We start from the raw sequence: 19,334 nt of genomic DNA, 5'->3' as shown, positions 1-19,334 counted from the left end.
CAGCGCAGGTTCCGGGCACTTTAACGATAGTCAAAGATTCCTCATCAGGCAAGGTCAAGGGAAAAATTTGCTTGCAATTAGATCGTGCACTATCTATACTCCGATCCATGGATACGAAAACATTTGACCTGGAACAGGTTCCCAAGCTCGACCAGCAACTGTGCTTCGCTTTGTACTCGACCTCCCTGGCGATGAACAAGTTGTACCGCAAGCTGCTGCGCAAGCTGGGCCTGACCTACTCGCAATACCTGGTGATGATGGTGTTGTGGGAACAGGACGAGCAGACGGTTTCCGCCCTGGGCGACCGCCTTTTCCTCGACTCGGCCACGCTGACGCCGCTGCTGAAGCGGATGGAGCAGGCTGAACTGGTCACCCGCACCCGCTGTCCGCAAGACGAGCGCCAGGTGATCATCGCCCTCACCGCGCACGGCAGCGAATTGCGGAATGAAGGCGCCAAGCTGCCGGCCTGCGTGCTCGGCGCCAGCGGATGCGACCTGGAACAAGTGATCCGCCTGCAACGCGAACTGTCCGTGTTGCGCACCAGCCTGATGAATAACTCGTAAGAAGTAACGCGTAAGAACGAATGTCCACCTTTGTTCCTGACCCCAAGGTGGACATTTTTTAAAACCAATTAAGTAGTACGCTATTTAATCGTTAACTAAAGGAGCTTGACCATGAAAACCGTTATCGCCGCATCTGCCCTTACCCTCTTCGCCGGTTCCGCTTTCGCCGCCAGCCTGCCGGGCGTCGAACCGCATACCGCGCAATTCCTGAAAGCCATCGAAGGCGGCGCGCCGCTCGAGTCGCTGAGCCCTGCCGATGCCCGCCAGGTCCTGGTGGGCGCGCAGAAAGGCGCCAAGCTGCCGGCCGCCGACGTCTCCGAAAAGGTAATCGAAGTCGACGGCGAAAAGATCAAGCTGCACGTGGTGCGTCCCGCCGGCGCCAAAGGCGCGCTGCCGGTCTTCATGTTCTTCCACGGCGGCGGCTGGGTTTTGGGCGATTTTCCCACCCATGAACGCCTGGTGCGCGACCTGGTGGTGAATTCCGGCGCCGCTGCAGTGTTTGTTGATTACACCCCTTCACCGGAAGCCGGCTATGGCGTGGCAATCAAGCAAGCCTATGGCGCAAGCAAATGGGTCGCCAGGAATGGCAAGGAAATAAATGTCGACGGCTCCCGCCTCGCAGTGGCCGGCAATAGCGTCGGCGGCAATATGGCAGCGGTCGTGGCGCTGATGGCGAAAGACCAGGGCCAGCCCAAGCTGCGCGCCCAGGTCCTGTTATGGCCGGTCACCGACGCCAATTTCGACAACGCGTCGTACCAGCAATACGCCGATGGCCACTTCCTGACCCGTAATGCCATGAAATGGTTCTGGGACAATTACACGACCGACCTGGCGCAACGCAAGGAGATCTACGCATCGCCTTTGCAGGCTTCGAGCGAGCAGTTGAAAGGCTTGCCGCCCACCCTGATCCAGACCGCCGAATTCGACGTGTTGCGCGACGAAGGCGAAGCTTATGGCAAAAAACTCGATGCCGCCGGTGTCGAAACCACCACCATCCGCTACAACGGCATGATCCACGATTTCGGCCTGCTGAACGTGCTGAGCAACGTACCCGGCACCAAGACCGCCATGCGCCAGGCTGGTGAAGAGCTGAAATACCGCCTGAAGTGAAAGATGAAAGTCGGGGTCAGCTCCGGCAATCGGACATTCGCTGCGCGAATGTCCGATTGCCGGAGCTGACCCCGACTTTCACAACGGATGTTTCAGGTTTTTTACAAATAAACGAAATGTCGTAGGGAAAAGCTCTCTAGAATAGCCCAGCATTTATTACAACAAGCCTGGGGATTCGATGAAACGCTTTCAATTCGGTGTTGCCGCACTCTGCCTGACGGCGACGGCTTTCGCTGCCGATCCATTCGATGACAAATTCCGCCAGCTCGAGGAGCTGCTGCCTGCCGCCAATCAGTACCGTACCGCCTCCGGGGCTCCGGGCCATGCCTATTGGCAGCAGCGTGCGGACTACACGATCCGCGCCACGCTGGATGAGGCCAACCGCGCCATTTCGGGCAGCGGCCAGGTCACTTACCACAATAACTCGCCGGACACCCTGCATTACCTGTGGCTGCAGCTCGACCAGAACATCTACAAATCGGATTCCGATGCCCGCATGACCATGACCGCGCCTTCGCGCGAAGCCTGGGGCCGTGCCAAGAGCGATGAAGAAGGCATGAAGTACGATGGCCTGCGCAACATCCTGGCCGGCCGCGACTTCGACGGCGGCTTCAAGATCGCTTCCGTCAAGGGTCCCGGCGGCGCGCCGCTGAAGACCACGATCAACCGCACCATGATGCGCATCGAGCTGCAGCAGCCGCTGAAGCCGGGCGAGAAGTTCAACTTCTCCATCGACTGGACCTACAAGATCAATGAGCAGAAAGTACTTGGCGGCCGGTCCGGCTACGAATACTTCGCCGAAGACAAGAACGCGCTGTTCGAAATCGCCCAGTGGTTCCCGCGCATGGCGGCCTACTACGACGTGTACGGCTGGCAGCACAAGCAGTTCCTGGGTTCCGGCGAGTTCACGCTGGAATTCGGCGACTACGACGTACAAATCACCGTGCCGGCCGACCACATCGTGGCCTCCACCGGCGAGCTGCAAAATCCGAACGAGGTGCTGAGCGCAAGCCAGCGCGACCGCCTGGCCAAGGCCCGCACCAGCAAGACGCCGGTTGTCATCGTGACTCAGGCCGAAGCCGAGCAAGCCGAGAAGAACCAGGCCAAGGGCAGCAAGACCTGGCACTTCAAGGCCAAAAACGTGCGCGACTTCGCCTGGGCCTCCTCGCGCAAATTCATCTGGGATGCACAGGGCTACAAGAAGGACGGCAGCAACCTGATGGCCATGTCCTACTATCCGAAGGAAGGCAATCCGCTGTGGGAGAAGTATTCGACCGCAGCCATCATCCACACCATCGAGCAGTACAACAAGTACAGCCTGGATTACCCATACCCGACCGCGATTTCCGTCAACGGCCCGGTGGGCGGCATGGAGTACCCGATGATCTCCTTCAACGGCCCGCGCCCTGTGAAGGACAAGAAGACCGGCGAAATCACCTACACCAAGCGCGCCAAATATGGCCTGATCGGCGTGGTCATCCACGAGGTCGGCCACAACTACTTCCCGATGATCGTCAACAGCGACGAGCGCCAGTGGACCTGGATGGATGAAGGCCTGAACACCTTCGTGCAGTCGCTGGCGCAGGAGGCCTGGGAAGACAACTACCCGGCCGGCCGCGGCGATCCGCGCTTCATCGTCGACTATATGCGTTCCAAGAACCAGGTGCCGATCATGACCAACTCGGAGTCGCTGCTCCAGTTCGGGAATAACGCCTACGCCAAGCCTGCCGCGGCGCTGAACATCCTGCGCGAAACAGTGCTGGGCCGTGAGCTGTTCGACTACGCCTTCCGCGAATATGCGCGCCGCTGGAAATTCAAGCGCCCTACCCCGGCCGACTTCTTCCGCACCATGGAAGACGCTTCGGGTACCGACCTTGACTGGTTCTGGCGCGGCTGGTTCTACACCACCGATGCGGTGGACGTGTCGATCGATGGCATCAGCGAATACGGCGTCAGCACCAAAAATCCTGAAACGGAAAAAGCCTGGAAGAAGGCGCAGCGTGATGCGGAGCCGGTCTCCATCATCGACCAGCGCAACAAAGGCATGGTGCACAAGGTGGACGAGCAGCCTGCCCTGAAGGACTTCTACAACGAACACGACGAGTTCACCGTCACCAACGCCGACCGCAACAAGTTTTCCGAGTCGACCAACGACCTGGAACAGTGGGAAAAGGACTTGCTGGCACAGGGCAAGCACCTGTACCTGGTGGACTTCTCGAACCTGGGCGGCCTGGTGACCCCGCTGGTCCTGCAGCTCGAGCTGAAGTCGGGCAAAAAGTACATCGAGCGCGTTCCTGCCGAAGTGTGGCGCTACTCGCCGAAGAAGATCACCAAGGTCATCGTGACCGACGAGCCGCTGGTGTCGCTGGTACATGACCCGTACTGGGAAACCGCCGACATCGACCAGTCGAACAACGCCTGGCCGCGCAAGATAACGCCTTCGCGCCTGGAGCTGTTCAAGTCGCACCAGCCGGATAACATGATGAAGGACTTCAACACTCCGCTGAAGAAGAAGCAGGACGCGGAAACTGAAGCCAAGTGATGATCCGCTTTAAAGCAGTCCTGGCGGCTGCGCTGCTCTGGTGCAGCGCAGCCGCGCAAGCCCATAATTTTCACGTCGGCTTGACGGAGATCAGCTTCAACCAACGCACGGGCAGCACGGAGGTGGTGCATACCTACACGGCGCATGACGTGGAAGCGCTGCTGATGAACCTGTACCAGCGCCAGTTCGACCTTGGGTTGGAGGAGGATCAGGCCGTGTTCCGTCGCTACCTCGAAAAGCAGTTCCGCATCAGCGTCAACGGCAAGCCTGTGGCGCTGCACTGGGTCGGCATGCAAGCCAATGTCGACAGCATCACCGTGTTCCAGGAGATCGAAAAAACCGCACTGCCGCCGGGTGCCGTGCTGCTGGATGGCATGCTGACTGACTTCCTGCCGCAACAAGTCAACAACGTCAACGTCAGCGCTCCGGGCCGCCCGCCGGCTTCCATCGTTTTCAACCGCGATTGCCGTGAACAGCCGCTCCCCTAAGCGGCGAACAGCACTGGCATGTGCATGCCTGCTTGCGCCCGCCGCGGCTTATGCCGATGATCCTTTCACGCAGCGCGTGCTGGTCGAAGGCGCGCGCGCCAGCCAGGTTGGCGTAGCCGATTCCGCCGGCATGGGCAGCGTGACGCAGCGCCAGCTCGAGGCGCGCACCATTTACCGTCCGGGCGAATTGCTGGAAGCAACGCCCGGACTGGTCGCCAGCCAGCATAGCGGCGAAGGAAAGGCCAACCAGTTCTACCTGCGCGGTTTCAACCTCGATCACGGCACCGACCTGCGCACCACGGTGGACGGCATGCCGGTCAACCAGCGCAGCCATGCACACGGCCAGGGCTGGACCGACCTGAATTTCATCATCCCTGAACTGGTGGCGCGGCTCGATTACAGCAAGGGGCCGTACAACGCCGGCAGCGGCGATTTTTCCTCAGCCGGCGCCACTGCAATCCATTATTCCAGCCGTTTGCCACAGGACCAGGCCAGCACCACGGCGGGGCAGAACGGCTATGGCCGCGCCCTGCTGGCCGGCTCGCGCGAATCCGGCGCCAGTGGAGCGTGGCTGTATGCGCTGGAGACCGTGCACAGCGACGGCCCGTATACACGCGGCGACAATTATCGCAAGCTGAACGCGGTGCTGCGCTACAGCGAGGGCTTCGCCAACAACGGCTACGCCATCACCGCCATGGCGTATCGCGGCGCATGGAATGCGACCGACCAGATCCCGCAACGCGCAGTGGACAGCGGCCTGCTGGGCCGCTTTGACGGCATCGACCCGACCGATGGCGGCCTGGCGCGCCGTTTCAGCCTGTCCGCCGGCTGGGCCCGCAGCGACGACAAGCAGACCAGCCGTGCCAACGCCTACATCATCAACAACCGGCTCGAGCTGTTCTCCAACTTCACCTATTTCCTCGACGACCCGGTGCATGGCGACCAGTTCGCCCAGCCCGACCGCCGCGTCACCAGCGGCTTCGACCTAAGCCATAGCTGGCATGACCATATGGACGACATGGCCTGGAGCACCACGCTGGGCCTGCAGGCGCAGAACGACAATATCTTCAACGCCTTGCAGCGCACGGAAGCGCGGCAAGTGCTGGCGACCGTCCGCGCCGACCATATCGTCGAAACCAGCGCCGCCCTCTACCTGCAGCAGCGCCTGCGCGTGACTTCGTGGCTGCGCGGCGAGGCCGGCGTGCGGCTGGACCGCTACCGCTTTGCAGTTGGCGATGCGCGCGCCGACAAAACCCTGGCCAGCCCGAGCATCAGCCTGGCCTTCGGCCCCTGGTCGCGTTCCGAGTTCTACCTGAACGCCGGCCGCGGCTTCCACAGCAACGATGCGCGCGGCGTGACGCAGGCGCAGGATCCGGCCACGCCCCTGGCCCGCTCGCGCGGCCTCGAATTGGGCTTGCGTAGCGAAGCAGTCAAAGGCCTGCAGACGGTCCTGGCCCTGTACCGCCTGGACTTCGATTCGGAACTGGTCTACCTGGGCGACGCCGGCAGCACCGAAGCGGGCCGCCCGAGCCGCCGCTACGGCATCGAGTTTTCCAACTACTACAAGCCGTTCAAATGGCTGTCGCTGGATGCCGACCTGGCCTTTGCGCGCGGCCGCTTGCAACATGCGGCGCCCGAAGGCGACCGCATCCCGGGTGCGGTCGAAGGCGTGGCCCAACTGGCCGCCACCTTTACCCCGGCCGGCCCCTGGTCGGGCGCCCTGCGCCTGCGCTGGTTCGGCCCGCGCCCGCTGGTGGAGGATAATTCGGTGCGCTCGAAAGCCAGCGCCATCGTCAACAGCCGGCTGGCCTACAAGCTGGCCGCCCGCACCACGCTGGAGCTGGAAGCCTTCAACCTGGCCAACCGCCGGGTATCGGCCATCGACTACTTCTACGAGTCGCGCCTGAAGGGCGAATCCGGGCCCAGTGCCGGCATCCATTTCCACCCGGTCGAGGCCAGGTCTTTCCGCCTCAGCCTGAATTGCATATTCTAAGTACAATAAAGGGCATGATGACGCCCTTGCCCCAATTGATCCACACCCTGCGCAGCGCCGGCTACGCCCTGCTCAAGCCGGCCGACGTGGCCAGCCTGGCTGGCTGCACCCTGGATGAACTGAATTCCCTGGTCCCAAGCTGGGACGACCTGGCCACGGACAACTACCTGAAAGACGGCGGCCGCTATCGCCGCCGCCGCCATTCCTGCTTCGTGCAGGACGGCCTGGCGCTGGACCAGACCGAACACCGCGCCCATTGGCAGCCGGTCGAATACAACGCCCTGCACGGCGGCATGCGCCGGCTGTTCGAACCTGTGGCAGCGGAGACCGTCGCCAACCCGGCCTGGAGCAAGCTGCTCGCCGCCATCGGCCAGTCCTGCGCCCAGGTGCGCGGCCAGCATCCCTGGTACGTCGAAGCCCACCAGTTCCGCATCGACACCACCGATGGCATCGGCCGTCCCACCCCGGAGGGCGCCCACCGCGACGGCGTCGACTTCGTGGCAGTGCTGCTGGTTGGACGCCACGGCATCAAGGGCGGCGAGACCCGCGTGTTCGAGGCCGATGGCCCGAACGGCAAACGCTTCACCATGACCGAGCCATGGACCATGCTGCTGCTGGACGACGCGGCTGTCATTCATGAATCGACCCCGATCCAGCCCGTGGCCGATCATGGCCACCGCGACACACTGGTCATCACCTATCGTGACGGCGGTTTCCAAGGCGGGTGAAAAAACGGTATAGTCTGATCACCCAACCATTTTGGAGGTGACTTGGACTCCAGCTACGATATCGCGCCCGATGAGCTGGAAATACTCATCGTGGAGGACAGTCCGACCCAGGCCGAGCGCCTGCGGCGGCTGATCAGGTCCTCGGGCTACCACGCCCGGGTGGCCGCCAACGGTAAACTGGCCCTGGGCGAGATCCACGAACACAAGCCGCATCTGGTCCTGTCCGACATCGTCATGCCCGAGATGAACGGCTATGAACTGTGCCGCGCCATCAAGGCCGACCCTGCCCTGCGCGACATCCCGGTCATCCTGGTCACCTCGCTGACCGATCCCAAGGACATCATCCGCGGCATCGAATGCGGCGCCGATAACTTCATCCGCAAGCCCTACGCCGAAGACTACCTGCTGAACCGCATCGGCCAGATGCTGGTCAACCAGAAGCTGCGCAAGAATTCCAGCATGGAGGTCGGCATCGCCCTCTACCTGGGCGACCAGAAGCACTTCATCAACGCTGAACGCCAGCAGATCCTCGACCTGCTGATTTCGACTTACGAGCAGGCGGTGCAGGTCAACAGCGAGCTGCAGGCGCGCGAACGGCAGGTGATCGAACTGAATATGCGCCTGGCCCACCATGCGGGCGAACTGGAAACCATCAACCGCGAAATCGCGCTGAAGAACCTGGAGCTGGCCGAAGCGAGCCGCATGAAGTCGGCCTTCATTGCCAATATGTCGCACGAGCTGCGCACGCCGCTGAACGCCATCATCGGCTTTACCGGCGCGCTGCTGATGAAGCTCCCCGGCCCGCTGACCGATGAACAGGATCGCCAGCTCAACACCATCCGCAACAGCGCGCGCCACCTGCTGTCCCTGATCAACGACATCCTCGATGTGGCCAAGATCGAAGCGGGCAAAGTTACGCTGACGGTGGAGCCGGTGCAATGCCAGCAGCTGATGGGCGAAGTGGCCGATACCCTGCGCCCGCTAGCCGGACAGAAGGGCCTGGAGGTCCTCATTGAAATGCCGCAGCAGCCGATCACCCTGCAAACCGACCGCCGCGCACTGGCGCAGATCTTGATCAACCTGGCCAACAACGCCATCAAGTTCACCGAGAAAGGCATGGTCAAACTGGCGCTCAGGCAGCGCACCGACGACGAGCAGGCGGTGATCACGGAGTTCAGCGTGACCGACAGCGGCAGCGGCATCAAGCAAGAAGACCAGGCCAAGCTGTTCCTGGCGTTCTCGCAACTGGATAGCACCTCGACCCGGCATGCGGAAGGCGCTGGCCTTGGCCTTTACCTGAGCCAGAACCTGGCCAACCTCCTCGGCGGTTCGCTGTTCTTCAGCAGCGACTTTGGCAAAGGCAGCACCTTCACGCTCGCACTCAAATGTCGGCACGCATCCTGATCATCGAAGACAACCAGGCCAATATGGACCTGATGACGTACTTGCTGCAGGCTTTCGGCCATCGCCCCTTGTGCGCCACCGACGGTGAAACGGGTGTGGCGATGGCCATCAGCGAGAAACCCGACCTGATCCTGAGCGACCTGCACCTGCCCAAGCTGGATGGCCTGGGCGTGGTGGCGCGGCTGCGCGCCGAGCCGGCCACGCAAGCAATCCCGGTCCTGGCTGCCAGCGCCCTGCCCGTCACCGACGGTTGCGCGGCCTTGCGCCGCGCCGGTTTTTCCGGCTGCCTGCCAAAATCGCTGGAGCCGGACGTCCTGATTCCGGCACTGGAGTCCTTCCTGCCTGCGCACCTGCGTTCCGGCAGCGCGCCGCCTGCACCCGCGCCTGCTGCCGCGCAGCCCGACGCCGCGCCGCCTATGGCGCCGGCCGCGCGAGCCCACGTGCTGCTGCTCGACGCCGCACCCGAGAATGCCGGCCTGGTCGCTGCCATCCTGGCGCATAGCGGCTACACGGTCAGCACGGTATCCAATCCGATGGATGCCGGCGCCCTGATGGGCGGCCACTCCTACCACCTGGTGCTGTGCGAACTGGGAATGCTGGAGGCTGGCCGACTGTCCTTCCTGAGGGATGCACTGGAAATGGCTCCCGGCCTGCCAGTGCTGGTGATTCGTCCCGACGACGAGGATGACCTGGGTGGCTTGGGAGCGGGCCGCCGCCGCAGCTTGCTATCACACCCGCTCGACCCGCAGCAACTGGTCGCCGCAATCGAGGCGCTGCTGCACGATTAAGGGTTTCCCTCACTTGAAATGATAATGATTCGCATTTATGATTGCGCATTTTTCAACTTTATCAAACCAGTTCAATGCGCAATCATGTCTTTTTGGCTGCCGGCCTGCTGGCTGCCGCCTTGCCCGCTGTAGCGGATGAAAACCTGTTCGGCTATGTCCGCGGCTCCGAAGTCCTGCCAAAAGGCAGCGGCGAGTTTTACCAGTGGGTCACCCAGCGCAACAACAAGGGCACTGGCCATTACCGTGCGCTCGACACCAAGACCGAAGTCGAATACGGCGTAACTGACCGCTTCCAGGTATCGGCTGAAGTGAACGGCCTGGCCGTCAAGAGCCAGGGCCTGCTGATCAACGGCTACCTGCCGAAAGACATCGACTCCAACCTGCGCCTGCAGGGCTTTGAAGTCGCCGCCAAATACAACTTCCTCAGCCCGGCCAAGGACGATTTCGGCCTGTCCGCCTACACCTCCGTCGAATATGGCCGCCTCGATGTGCATTCGGGGCAGCGCAAGCGCGAACTGGAATTCGAAGCGCAGCTGCAGGCACAGAAATACTTCCTGGAAGGCCAGCTGACCTGGGTTGGCAATATCGGCCTGCGCGCCGCGCACGAAAAACGCAAAGCGATTGCGGACCTGCCGGAAGATTTCGAGTGGCCTGCCGATCCTGAGATGGAAATCTCGACAAAGATCGGCACCGGCCTGTCCTACCGTTTCGCGCCAGGCTGGTATGCCGGTGTGGAAGCGCTGTTCGAAAACGAGTACGAAACCGAAGTTGGCCAGGAACGCTGGTCTGTTTTCGGCGGTCCTTCGCTGCATTACGGCGGCAAGCAATGGTGGGCGACCCTGACCGTGTTCCGCCAATTGCGCGGCGGCGGCGAGCGTTACGACGGCCAGCCGGCAAAACAGCTGCATCTGATCGAGCGCACCAAAAACGAGCTGCGCCTGAAGGTCGGCTACAACTTCTAAGGAGCCCACCATGAGTGCACATCGCTGGAATGCCTTGTTCCTTCCCGTTGCGGTGCTGGCTGGCCCTACCGCATACGCTACCGACTACCTGACGGTGGCGCAGGCGCAGGAACAGTTGTTTCCAGGCGCCCAGTTCAGCGAGCAGGCGCTGAAGTTCAGCAGCGAGCAGCGCGACCGCATCAAGGCCGCTGCCGGCGTGCGCCAGCGCAACGACGAAATGAAACTGTGGCGCGCCGAAAAGAACGGCAAGCTGCAAGGCTGGCTGATGGTCGATGAAGTGATCGGCAAGCACGAGTTCATTACCTACGCCACCGCCATCGGGGCAGACGGCAAGGTGCTCGGCATCGAGATCATGAGCTACCGGGAAACGCATGGCGGCCAGGTGCGCGAGCAATCGTGGCGCAAGCAGTTCACGGGCAAGTCAGTCTCCGATCCTTTCAAACTGGACCAGGATATCCAGAACATCAGCGGCGCTACCCTGTCGTGCCGCAATGTGACGGATGGCGTCAAGCGCCTGCTGGTGATCCAGCAGATGTTCCTCAAGGCGTGATGGGCGTCGTACGCCGCATGCGCCCTGCACTGGGCACTTTCGTCGAGGCGGGTGCCAGCGCCAGCGCGGGCCTGCCCGCCCTCGACGCGGCGTTCGACAGCCTGGCGCTGGCACAACAGCGCTGGAGCTTCCAGGACCCGTCCAGCGAGCTGTCGCGCATCAACGGCAGCAATGGCAACTGGGTGGCCGTGCATGGCCATACCGTGCGCCTGCTGCACCTTGCACGCGGTCTGATGCTGGCCAGCGGCGGCTATTTCGACTTTACCGTCGGCGGCGCGCAAGTAAGGCGCGGCAGCCTGCCCGACCATGGCGGCTTGCCGGCGCTGGAGCGCGGTTCGGCGCAGGATGTGGAGCTGCGTCCGGGCGCAGTCCGCCTGCGGCGCCCGGTGCGCCTGGTGCTGGATGGGATTGCCAAGGGTTTCGCCGTCGACCTCGCGTGCCGTGCGATGCGCGGCGCAGGCGCCCCCACCGGCTGGGTCAATGCCGGCGGAGATATCCGCGTCTTCGGCGACATCGAATTGCCGCTCGCCCTGCGTGGCGAGGATGGCGGCGTACAGCCTTGCGGCGTGCTGCGCAACGCTGCTTTCGCCAGTTCGCAGGTGGCCGCTGTGCCCAGCGATTCCTTCCCTTCAGACATTATCGGTCCCATCGGGCTGGCGCCGCAACAAGGCGTCTGGTCGGTACTGGCCCGCAGCGCGTGGCGCGCCGACGCATTGACCAAGGTGGCCGCCATCGCACCTGGCGATTCACGCAAGCAGCTGCTGGAACGCCTGCGAGGACGATTGGCATGAAAGGCTATCCGCATTGGTTCCTGCGAGCACTGATAGGCGCAATGCTCTTGATGCTGGCCACCGGCTTGCTGCTGGCGCCCGGCACCCTGGTCATGCGAGCCGAGATGGACCTGCCCTGGCGGCTGCCTGGCGGCGCACGCGTTTACACCGCCATGCTGCATGCGGCCGGCGGCTTCGGCCTGGCGGCATTTACCGGATCTTTATGGAGCCTGCATATGCGTGCAGGCTGGCGCCGCAGGAAGCATCGCGGCAGTGGCTTGTTCCTGGGTTCCTTGCTGGTGCTGCTGTGCATGAGCGCAGTAGCGGTCTACTACCTGGGCGAAGAACAAGCGGGAACGATCGCAGCGCTGCTGCACCTGTTATTGGGTGTCGTCCTGCTCGGCCCATTCGGCTGGCACTGGCTGCGCGGATACCGCAGCCGCCATCACCATGGTCCGGCGCGTTAAGCCAGCACCAGCCAACCCAGCGCAAGCAGGCTGAACACTGCGGCTGCCATGCCCAGTGTGTTCTCCGAGCGCTCATCGGCGCTGGTCAGCTTCCAAAGAAATTTCAGCATTCTTGTCCCCAACCGCGTCCCAACGCCATGCAGCCGTCAGGCCTGCCTGCAAGTAATCGAGGAAGAGGCGAACCCGAAGCGGCAAGTTGCGGCCGTGCGGCAAAATCGCCTGCAGCGGCGCGGCTGGCATGCTGTGCTGTGGCAACAGGCGCTGCAAGCGCCCGGCCAGCAGGTCATCGCCTACATCCCAGATCGATTTTACTACCAAGCCAGAACCTTGTAGCGCCAGTGCGTGCGCGGCCTGGCCGTCATTGGTGAGGAAGGTGGCCGCCACGCGCACGCTGGCCGATTCCGTGCCTTCGAAGCGCCAATCAGCCCGACTGCTGTCGCCGATCAGGATGCAGCGATGCGCGCTTAGCTCAGCAGGACGTGCCGGTGTGCCATGCTGTGCCAGGTAGGACGGTGCGGCGCACAGTACGCGAAAATTCGGGGCCAGCCTGCGCACGACGAGGTTGGGATCTGCCACGTTGCCGAAGCGAATCGCCATATCCTGGCCGGTTTCCAGCAGGTTCACCACGGTATCGGTCAATTCGAGCTGCACTTGCAGGGCGGGATGCCGGCGCTGGAAACCGGCAACAATCGGCACGATATACTGCCGCCCCAGTTCAGCGGGAGCACTCAGGCGCAGCAGGCCCTCCACCTCGCGCCGGCTATGCGTGAGCAGGGACTCCGCCTGTGCCACCTCCTCCAGGATGCGCAAGACACGCGCATGGAACATTGCGCCCTCGGATGTCAGCGTCTGGCGCCGGGTGGTGCGCTGCAAAAGCCGCAGGCCGACGTTTTTCTCCAGTTGCGCCAGGCGCTTGCTCACCACCGATAGCGGCAGCGCGAGTTCGCGTGCGGCGGCAGACATGCTGCCTGCGGCAACAATCTGCGCAAAGGCCCTTAGCGCAGGCAAGTCGTCTAGCATCGTCATTCTCCGCGAATTGGAAAATATGTATTCGTTGTCAGGCGCTATTTTAGCGATTCCCAAGCGGATAGCATGAGATCCTTTCCACAGGAGATAATATGAAACACGCTACTGCCCTGCTGTTGGCCGCGTTCGCGATGACCGCCTCGCACGCCGCGCCGGACCCGCAACTGGTCCGCCCGCGCACGCAATTCGTCGATCCCTCGCTGCCGGCAGCACTGGCTGAAGCCAGCGTACTCGCAGCCCGCCGCTATGCATCGTTCTGGAACAGCGGCGACGAGGCAATGGCGCGCGCCGCGCTGGCGCCCGGCTTCACCGACCGCACCCTGCCGCCCGGCCGCGCCCAGGGCTTGCCGGGCCCGCTGGCCGCTTCCGCCTTCGTGCGCGGCGCCGTACCCGATATGCGCGCCGACATCAAACAGTTGATCGTCAGCGGCGACCGCGCAGTCGTGCACCTGCGCTTTCGCGGCCATTTCACCGGCAGCTTCAAAGGCGTGCAAGGCAGGGGACAGGCGATCGACTTCATCGCCACCGACATCTACCGCATTGCCGGCGGCCGCATTACCGATAACTGGCACATCGAAGACAACCTCGCCTTCCTGCGCCAGCTCGGGGTGCTTGCGGACTAAGCCAGCAACTGCAAGCGCGCACCGGACGGCAGGCCGGGGAAAGTCCGCGCCAGCGCGCTATCAGGCAGGCGCAGGTGGCGCTCGGCGACATGGGCCAGCACGTGGCGGAAATCGGTGGTGACCGGCAAGTCGCGCCCTTCGTTCAACTGGGCGTCGGCCAGGCCTTTCCATTCGCCGGCCACCTTGCCGCCCTGGACTTTCCCGCCCAGCAGCCACATGGCGTTGCCATGGCCATGGTCGGTGCCGCGATTGCCGTTTTCGCGCGCGGTGCGGCCGAATTCGGACATCACCACGATCACCGTATCGTCGAACAGCGGGCCAAGGCGCTGCGCCAGGGTTGCCAGCCCTTGCCCGAGCGGCTGCAGCCGGTTGGCAAGCTGCCCGGTGCCAGCGCCCTGGTTGGCGTGGGTGTCCCAGCCGCCCAGTGCAATGAAGGCGAGCTGGATATTCTGGTTATTGCGCATCAGCGTGGCGAGCCGGCCGGCATCGTCGGGGAAGCCGTTCGGCAGCGGGGCGCCATTATCGGCGGCCTGCATTTCGGACATGATGCCGCTGTTGGCCGCGGCCATCACCTCTTCATGGGCCTGGCGGCCGGCCTGGTACACCTTGCCATAGCGCTCATTGCCGGCATACAGCGCGTCGAAGGCTTTCGCAATCTGCGGCCGGTCGAGCGGCGTGGATCGCGTGCCGGCCGCGCCGTTGGCCAGGTTGGTGGCCGGCAGCGCACCGGCAAGCACGCGCGGCATCACAGGCCCGATGCTGAGCGCCCGCGTCGGCGTGGTGTCGCCCGGCAGGGCGCCCAGCAGGCGGTTCATCCAGCCATCCTGCGTGCTCTTCACCCCCGGCGTGGCCGATTCCATATAGTCTTGCGCGTCGAAGTGGGAACGGCTGGCATCGGGCGAACCGCTGGCGTGCACGAAAGCCAGCTTCTTCTGCTCCCACAGCGGCATTAGCGGTGCCAGCGCGGGGTGCAGGCCAAAGTAGCCATCCAGGTTCAGCGCGCCGTCCTCGGCGCCCGGTTTGGCCAGCGCGATATTCGGGCGCAGGCGCGCATATTCGGGGTCGGACACCGGGGCCACCACGTGCAAACCGTCCACCGCGCCGCGCAGCATGACAACGATCAGTTTTTTCGCGGTCGGCGAGGTGCTGCCCGGCGCCATGGTGGCTGCCCAGGCATCGGGGCCGAGCGGCAGCAGCAGGCCGGCGCTGGCGGCAAAGGCATTCAGGAATTGGCGTCGTTGCATGGCGCGCTCCGTTAGCGTTGCATGAAATCGGGGCTGCCGAGCAGCATGGCGGCACGCAGGTGCTCGTTGCTGCCGGCGACGGTGGCGGCGGTCTGCCTGGATACCGACGTGCCGAGCGCCTCCTGCACCTTGTCGGCATCGGCGCCGGCAGAAAGCGCCAGCGCGTAGCTGATGCGGCGGCTAAGGCCATCCGGATTAAGCCAGGCGCCTTCGGTATTCTTGTAGCCGTCCGGCGTCTGGCAGCCGTACAGCGGCATGCCGAGGCGGTTCAGGATGCCCACCAGCGGCTTCACTTCGGGCAGCGGCATGGCGGCCGCGCGCGAGGCGGAGACCACGTACTGGTACGGCGTCTTGAACTTGGCGCCGGCGTACTGCTGGTCCATGAATTCCGGGCTGGCAAACAGGGTGCGCAGCACGGCGCGGATATCGCCCTTGCTGGCGATCCAGCCCTGCGCCATGCGCTCCACCAGGGCAGGCGGCGGCTGGTCGGCCACGAAATACTGCGCCAGCTTGCGGCTGATATTGCGCGCGGTGGCCGGATGCACCGCCAGCACGTCCAGCGCATACTCGCCTTCGGCCTCGCCGCGCGCGCTCACCGGCTTGCCCAGCCAGGTCTTGGTGCCGTTGTCGTGGCGGCGCGGATCGAACGCAAACCGGGCATCGCGCTTGGGACGGTAGGTCCAGCCGGTCAGCATGCGCGCCAGTTCGGTCACGTCCTTCTGCGTATAGCCGCCGTCCACGCCCAGCGTGTGCAGCTCCATCAGCTCGCGCGCATAGTTTTCATTCAGGCCGCCGGCCTTCGAGACCCAGTTATCCAGGTAGAACAGCATGGCCGGATGATGGGCCGTGGCGCCCAGCATCTGGCGGAAGGAGCCGAACACGTATGGACGGATCGCGTCGCGCTCATAGCTGGTGACCAGCGCGCGATCCTGCCCTTTGCCCGAAAATACGTTGAAATGGTTGTACCAGAAGTCAACCATCACTTCTTCCAGCTGGCGCGGGCTGTCGATGGCGCGCAGCAGGCGGGCTTCGGCGGCTTCAGACGCCATCTGCTGCACCACCTCGCGGCGCTCGCCTTTGTCGCCATTTCGTGCTTCCTGGAATCGTTCCAGCGCGTCGCCGGCGCTCAGTTGCAGCGTTTCCAGCTTGTCCAGCCGCTGGGCCAGCTCCACGGGCAAGGGCGGCGGCTTGAGTTGCTCATCGATATAGGCTTGCACGCCGGCCTGGCGCACCCGCTCGATGTCGCCAGGCCGCGGCCCGTATGCCAGCCGGTTCAGGACATGGATAGCAGCCTGCTCGCCAGCCAGCGGCGCCGCCCACAGGGCAGCTTGGGGTAGCGCCGCTAGCACGGCGCCGAGTATCCAGCCTCGCATGATGTCGTCCCAATACAATGATTCGCAGAGCTTTCTTTATACGCTAGGCGCCGAATTGAGGGCAAAGACTCCTTTGTATCAGGATGTTAATAGTTTGATTTGTATGCTCTAATTCACGTTGCGCAAAATGAAAGGACGGCATGAAGAGATATCAGGTCCCGCTATCGGTGGTGGCCATGCTGGCGCTAAGCGCCTGCGGCATCACCGGACCGGCGAACAAGGTCGCGGCGGATGCGCCGCAACAATGGCAGGCCCCGCTGCCGCATAACGGCAGCACCGGCGAACTGGCTGATTGGTGGCAGCGCCAGTCCGACCCGCTGCTGGTGCAATTGATTGAAGCCGCCCAGGCGGCCAGCCCCACCATTGCCAGCGCCCAGGCGCGCTTTGCCGCAGCCAGCGCCGAGCGCACCGCCGCCGGCGCCGCCCTCGCCCCTTCGCTGACCGGCGTATTGACGTCAACCCGCATGAGCCAGCAGTCCGCCAGCGCGCCAAGCAATACCACCACCCAGCTGCTGGCCCAGGCCCAGTGGGAAATCGACCTGTTCGGCGGCGGCCGGGCGCGCCGCAATGCCGCCATCGCGCGCCATGAAGGCGCCCAGGCGGGCTGGCACGAAGCCCGCGTCAGCGTGGCGGCTGAAACGGCCAACCAGTATTACAGCCTGCGCGCCTGCGAAAAGCTGTCGACCGTGGCCCGCATGGACGCAGCATCGCGCACCCATACCGCGCGCCTGACCGACATCACGACCAAGGCCGGCTTCCAGTCGACGTCGGCCAACGCCCTGGCCCGCGCCAGCGCCGCCGATGGCAATAACCGTGCAGTAGCCCAGCGCGCCGCCTGCGACAGCGAATTGAAAGTGCTGGTGGCGCTGACCGCCATCGCGGAACCGGACCTGCGCGCGCGCCTGGCCGACAGCGCGGCCAATGCCGTGCTGTCACCGGCCGCCGGCGTCGCCATCGATTCGCTGCCGGCCCGGTTGCTGGCCCAGCGCCCGGACGTGTTCAACGCCGAACGGGAAGTGGCGGCGGCCAGCTACGACGTCGCCAATGCGCGCGCCGAGCGCCTGCCGCGCCTGGGCCTGTCCGGCTCCGTCGGGCGCGGCCGCCTGCATGCCGAAGGCCAGGACATCAGCGCCAATGTCTGGACCATCGGCCCGCTGCAAATGACCCTGCCGATCATCGACTGGGGCGTGCGCCGCGCCAATGTGGATGCTTCACGCGCCCGTTACGACGCCGCCGTATCGAGCTACAAGGCCAGCGTGCGCCAGGCCGTGTCCGAAGTTGAACAGGCGCTGGTGGCGCTGCAAAGCACCCAGGAACGCGCCGGGGATGCCCAGACCGCGCTGGAAGGCTACCGCATTTTCTTCACCGCGACCGAAGAACGCTACAAGAACGGGCTGGCCAGCCTGCTCGAACTGGAAGACGCCCGCCGTACGCGGCTGGCCGCAGAAAACACAGTGGTGAACCTGGAGCGCGAACGCAGCGCCGCCTGGATCTCCCTGTACCGTGCAGCAGGCGGCGGCTGGACCGCACCCGCAGCGCAATGAGACTGGATAATCTATGAAACCACTGCACCGCACTCCCTCCGCCGTCGCCGCCATCGCCGTTGCCGCCGCCCTCGCCGCCCTGGCGCAGGCGCCTTCCGCCATGGCCGAGGACAAGAAACCGGCCACCGCCAAGCCCGCGCTGACCGTCAGCACCGTTCGCCCGCAAAAAACCAGCCTGCCGATCCGTCTTACCGCCAACGGCAACGTCGCCGCCTGGCAGGAAGCCATTATCAGCAGCGAATCGAACGGTTTGCGCCTGTCCGACGTCAAAGTCAACGTCGGCGATGCAGTCACCAAGGGCGAAGTGCTGGCCGTGTTTGCACCGGAAACCCCGCAGGCGGAAGTGGCGCAGGCCAAGGCCGCGCTGATGGAAGCGGAAGCCGCCGCGGCGGAAGCCAAGGCCAACGCCGACCGCGCCCGTTCGATTGAAGACACCGGCGCCTTGAGCGCCCAGCAAATCAGCCAGTACACCACGGCCGAAGCCACCGCCAAGGCGCGCGCCGCCTCCGCCAAGGCCATGTTGGCCTCGGCCGAACTGCGTTTGCGCTACACCAGGGTTGTCGCGCCCGATGCGGGCGTGATCTCGGCCCGCAGCGCCACCGTCGGCGCGGTCGCAGGCCCCGGCACCGAATTGTTCCGCATGATCCGCCAGGGCCGCCTGGAATGGCGCGCCGAAGTCACCGCGGCCGACCTGCGCAACGTCAAGCTCGGCGGCAGCGCCGTGGTGAAGGCCGCCAACGGCAGCGAACTGACCGGCAAGGTGCGCATGGTGGCGCCGACCATCGACCCGCAAACCCGCTCGGCCCTGGTCTACGTCGACCTGCCGCCGAACAGCGGCAAGCAGGCGCCATTCAAGGCAGGCATGTTCGCTTCCGGCCAGTTCGAGCTGGGCGCCTCCGATGCGCTGACCGTGCCGCAGCAGGCGATTACGGTGCGCGATGGCTTCAGCTACGTGTTCCGCCTGAACCAGGACCAGCGCGTGAGCCAGGTCAAGGTGCAGCCGGGCCGCCGCATCGGCGAGCGCATTGAAGTGCTGTCCGGTTTGGCGCCCGACGCACAGATTGTGGCTGCCGGCGCGGGCTTCCTGAATGACGGTGACCTGGTGCGCAATACCGGCGCGCCAGCCCAGGCCTCGACGCCGATCAAGCCGGCACGCTAA

At 64.1% G+C, this 19,334-nt stretch carries 18 protein-coding genes; 15 read left to right on the top strand and 3 right to left on the bottom strand.

Annotated elements, in window-relative coordinates; all coding sequences use genetic code 11:
* Window positions 1-107 precede the first annotated feature (107 nt).
* The 12 genes from ASE26_RS12175 (at window position 108) to ASE26_RS12120 (ending at window position 12,365) form a co-directional block, all read left to right on the top strand.
* The gene (locus ASE26_RS12175; RefSeq protein ID WP_055930050.1) at window positions 108-563 is read left to right on the top strand and encodes a MarR family winged helix-turn-helix transcriptional regulator; all 456 of its coding nucleotides are present in this window, start codon (window positions 108-110) and stop codon (window positions 561-563) included.
* A 111-nt stretch (window positions 564-674) separates the two neighbouring features.
* Window positions 675-1,673, top strand: a complete 999-nt coding sequence (locus tag ASE26_RS12170) for an alpha/beta hydrolase (RefSeq protein ID WP_055930047.1) — start codon at window positions 675-677, stop codon at window positions 1,671-1,673.
* Between the two features lie 178 nt (window positions 1,674-1,851).
* Window positions 1,852-4,215, top strand: a complete 2,364-nt coding sequence (locus ASE26_RS12165; RefSeq protein WP_055930043.1) for a M1 family metallopeptidase — start codon at window positions 1,852-1,854, stop codon at window positions 4,213-4,215.
* Window positions 4,215-4,703, top strand: a complete 489-nt coding sequence (locus ASE26_RS12160) for a DUF6702 family protein (protein ID WP_055930041.1) — start codon at window positions 4,215-4,217, stop codon at window positions 4,701-4,703. Before ASE26_RS12165 ends, ASE26_RS12160 begins: the two co-directional genes overlap by 1 nt.
* Window positions 4,684-6,696, top strand: a complete 2,013-nt coding sequence (locus ASE26_RS12155) for a TonB-dependent receptor (RefSeq protein ID WP_057246304.1) — start codon at window positions 4,684-4,686, stop codon at window positions 6,694-6,696. The genes ASE26_RS12160 and ASE26_RS12155 overlap by 20 nt, the downstream gene beginning before the upstream one ends.
* 14 nt (window positions 6,697-6,710) lie before the next feature.
* The gene (locus ASE26_RS12150) at window positions 6,711-7,424 is read left to right on the top strand and encodes a 2OG-Fe dioxygenase family protein (protein ID WP_055930035.1); all 714 of its coding nucleotides are present in this window, start codon (window positions 6,711-6,713) and stop codon (window positions 7,422-7,424) included.
* 42 nt (window positions 7,425-7,466) lie between these two features.
* Window positions 7,467-8,828, top strand: a complete 1,362-nt coding sequence (locus ASE26_RS12145; protein ID WP_055930031.1) for a hybrid sensor histidine kinase/response regulator — start codon at window positions 7,467-7,469, stop codon at window positions 8,826-8,828.
* Entirely contained in the window at window positions 8,810-9,616 is an 807-nt protein-coding gene (locus ASE26_RS29900; protein ID WP_082591346.1) for a response regulator, read from the top strand. The genes ASE26_RS12145 and ASE26_RS29900 overlap by 19 nt, the downstream gene beginning before the upstream one ends.
* A 74-nt stretch (window positions 9,617-9,690) precedes the next feature.
* The gene (locus tag ASE26_RS12135; protein ID WP_055930029.1) at window positions 9,691-10,578 is read left to right on the top strand and encodes a DUF6662 family protein; all 888 of its coding nucleotides are present in this window, start codon (window positions 9,691-9,693) and stop codon (window positions 10,576-10,578) included.
* A 10-nt stretch (window positions 10,579-10,588) separates the two neighbouring features.
* A complete protein-coding gene (locus ASE26_RS12130) occupies window positions 10,589-11,128 on the top strand; it encodes an FMN-binding protein (protein ID WP_055930026.1) in 540 nt (179 codons plus the stop codon).
* The gene (locus ASE26_RS12125; protein ID WP_055930023.1) at window positions 11,128-11,919 is read left to right on the top strand and encodes an FAD:protein FMN transferase; all 792 of its coding nucleotides are present in this window, start codon (window positions 11,128-11,130) and stop codon (window positions 11,917-11,919) included. The genes ASE26_RS12130 and ASE26_RS12125 overlap by 1 nt, the downstream gene beginning before the upstream one ends.
* Entirely contained in the window at window positions 11,916-12,365 is a 450-nt protein-coding gene (locus ASE26_RS12120) for a hypothetical protein (protein ID WP_055930020.1), read from the top strand. The genes ASE26_RS12125 and ASE26_RS12120 overlap by 4 nt, the downstream gene beginning before the upstream one ends.
* A 72-nt stretch (window positions 12,366-12,437) precedes the next feature.
* Here the strand turns inward: ASE26_RS12120 and ASE26_RS12115 are convergent, their stop codons facing one another.
* A complete protein-coding gene (locus ASE26_RS12115) occupies window positions 12,438-13,391 on the bottom strand; it encodes a LysR family transcriptional regulator (RefSeq protein ID WP_055930017.1) in 954 nt (317 codons plus the stop codon).
* Between the two features lie 92 nt (window positions 13,392-13,483).
* On the opposite strand from ASE26_RS12115, the gene ASE26_RS12110 reads away from it, so the two are divergent.
* A complete protein-coding gene (locus ASE26_RS12110) occupies window positions 13,484-14,014 on the top strand; it encodes an ester cyclase (RefSeq protein ID WP_055930013.1) in 531 nt (176 codons plus the stop codon).
* Here ASE26_RS12110 and ASE26_RS12105 read toward each other — a convergent pair.
* Together ASE26_RS12105 and ASE26_RS12100 are read right to left on the bottom strand one after the other, a co-directional pair.
* Window positions 14,011-15,258 (bottom strand): DUF1501 domain-containing protein, encoded by a 1,248-nt coding sequence (locus ASE26_RS12105; RefSeq protein ID WP_057246303.1) that lies wholly within the window; start codon window positions 15,256-15,258, stop codon window positions 14,011-14,013. The two genes, ASE26_RS12110 and ASE26_RS12105, sit on opposite strands and share 4 nt — an antisense overlap.
* Window positions 15,259-15,269: 11 nt before the next feature.
* Window positions 15,270-16,631, bottom strand: a complete 1,362-nt coding sequence (locus ASE26_RS12100) for a DUF1800 domain-containing protein (RefSeq protein ID WP_055931792.1) — start codon at window positions 16,629-16,631, stop codon at window positions 15,270-15,272.
* A gap of 140 nt (window positions 16,632-16,771) precedes the next feature.
* On the opposite strand from ASE26_RS12100, the gene ASE26_RS12095 reads away from it, so the two are divergent.
* Window positions 16,772-18,175 carry an efflux transporter outer membrane subunit gene (locus tag ASE26_RS12095; RefSeq protein ID WP_055930007.1) on the top strand — a complete coding sequence of 468 codons (1,404 nt, stop codon included), beginning with the start codon at window positions 16,772-16,774 and terminating at the stop codon, window positions 18,173-18,175.
* 13 nt (window positions 18,176-18,188) lie between these two features.
* Complete coding sequence (locus ASE26_RS12090; RefSeq protein ID WP_055930004.1) at window positions 18,189-19,334, top strand: efflux RND transporter periplasmic adaptor subunit; 1,146 nt, start codon at window positions 18,189-18,191, stop codon at window positions 19,332-19,334.

The organism is Duganella sp. Root198D2 (genome assembly GCF_001428585.1).
GTDB lineage: Bacteria > Pseudomonadota > Gammaproteobacteria > Burkholderiales > Burkholderiaceae_D > Rugamonas.
This window is presented reverse-complemented; position numbering and strand designations above follow the sequence as displayed.

Coding starts and splice junctions, on each gene's coding strand:
- ASE26_RS12165 (WP_055930043.1), top strand. CDS start 1,852: ATGAAACGCTTTCAATTCGGTGTTGCCGCACTCTGCCTGACGGCGACG.
- ASE26_RS12130 (WP_055930026.1), top strand. CDS start 10,589: ATGAGTGCACATCGCTGGAATGCCTTGTTCCTTCCCGTTGCGGTGCTG.
- ASE26_RS12115 (WP_055930017.1), bottom strand. CDS start 13,391: ATGACGATGCTAGACGACTTGCCTGCGCTAAGGGCCTTTGCGCAGATT.
- ASE26_RS12105 (WP_057246303.1), bottom strand. CDS start 15,258: ATGCAACGACGCCAATTCCTGAATGCCTTTGCCGCCAGCGCCGGCCTG.
- ASE26_RS12160 (WP_055930041.1), top strand. CDS start 4,215: ATGATCCGCTTTAAAGCAGTCCTGGCGGCTGCGCTGCTCTGGTGCAGC.
- ASE26_RS12090 (WP_055930004.1), top strand. CDS start 18,189: ATGAAACCACTGCACCGCACTCCCTCCGCCGTCGCCGCCATCGCCGTT.
- ASE26_RS12095 (WP_055930007.1), top strand. CDS start 16,772: ATGAAGAGATATCAGGTCCCGCTATCGGTGGTGGCCATGCTGGCGCTA.
- ASE26_RS12175 (WP_055930050.1), top strand. CDS start 108: ATGGATACGAAAACATTTGACCTGGAACAGGTTCCCAAGCTCGACCAG.
- ASE26_RS12135 (WP_055930029.1), top strand. CDS start 9,691: ATGCGCAATCATGTCTTTTTGGCTGCCGGCCTGCTGGCTGCCGCCTTG.
- ASE26_RS12110 (WP_055930013.1), top strand. CDS start 13,484: ATGAAACACGCTACTGCCCTGCTGTTGGCCGCGTTCGCGATGACCGCC.
- ASE26_RS29900 (WP_082591346.1), top strand. CDS start 8,810: ATGTCGGCACGCATCCTGATCATCGAAGACAACCAGGCCAATATGGAC.
- ASE26_RS12100 (WP_055931792.1), bottom strand. CDS start 16,631: ATGCGAGGCTGGATACTCGGCGCCGTGCTAGCGGCGCTACCCCAAGCT.
- ASE26_RS12150 (WP_055930035.1), top strand. CDS start 6,711: ATGATGACGCCCTTGCCCCAATTGATCCACACCCTGCGCAGCGCCGGC.
- ASE26_RS12170 (WP_055930047.1), top strand. CDS start 675: ATGAAAACCGTTATCGCCGCATCTGCCCTTACCCTCTTCGCCGGTTCC.
- ASE26_RS12125 (WP_055930023.1), top strand. CDS start 11,128: ATGGGCGTCGTACGCCGCATGCGCCCTGCACTGGGCACTTTCGTCGAG.
- ASE26_RS12120 (WP_055930020.1), top strand. CDS start 11,916: ATGAAAGGCTATCCGCATTGGTTCCTGCGAGCACTGATAGGCGCAATG.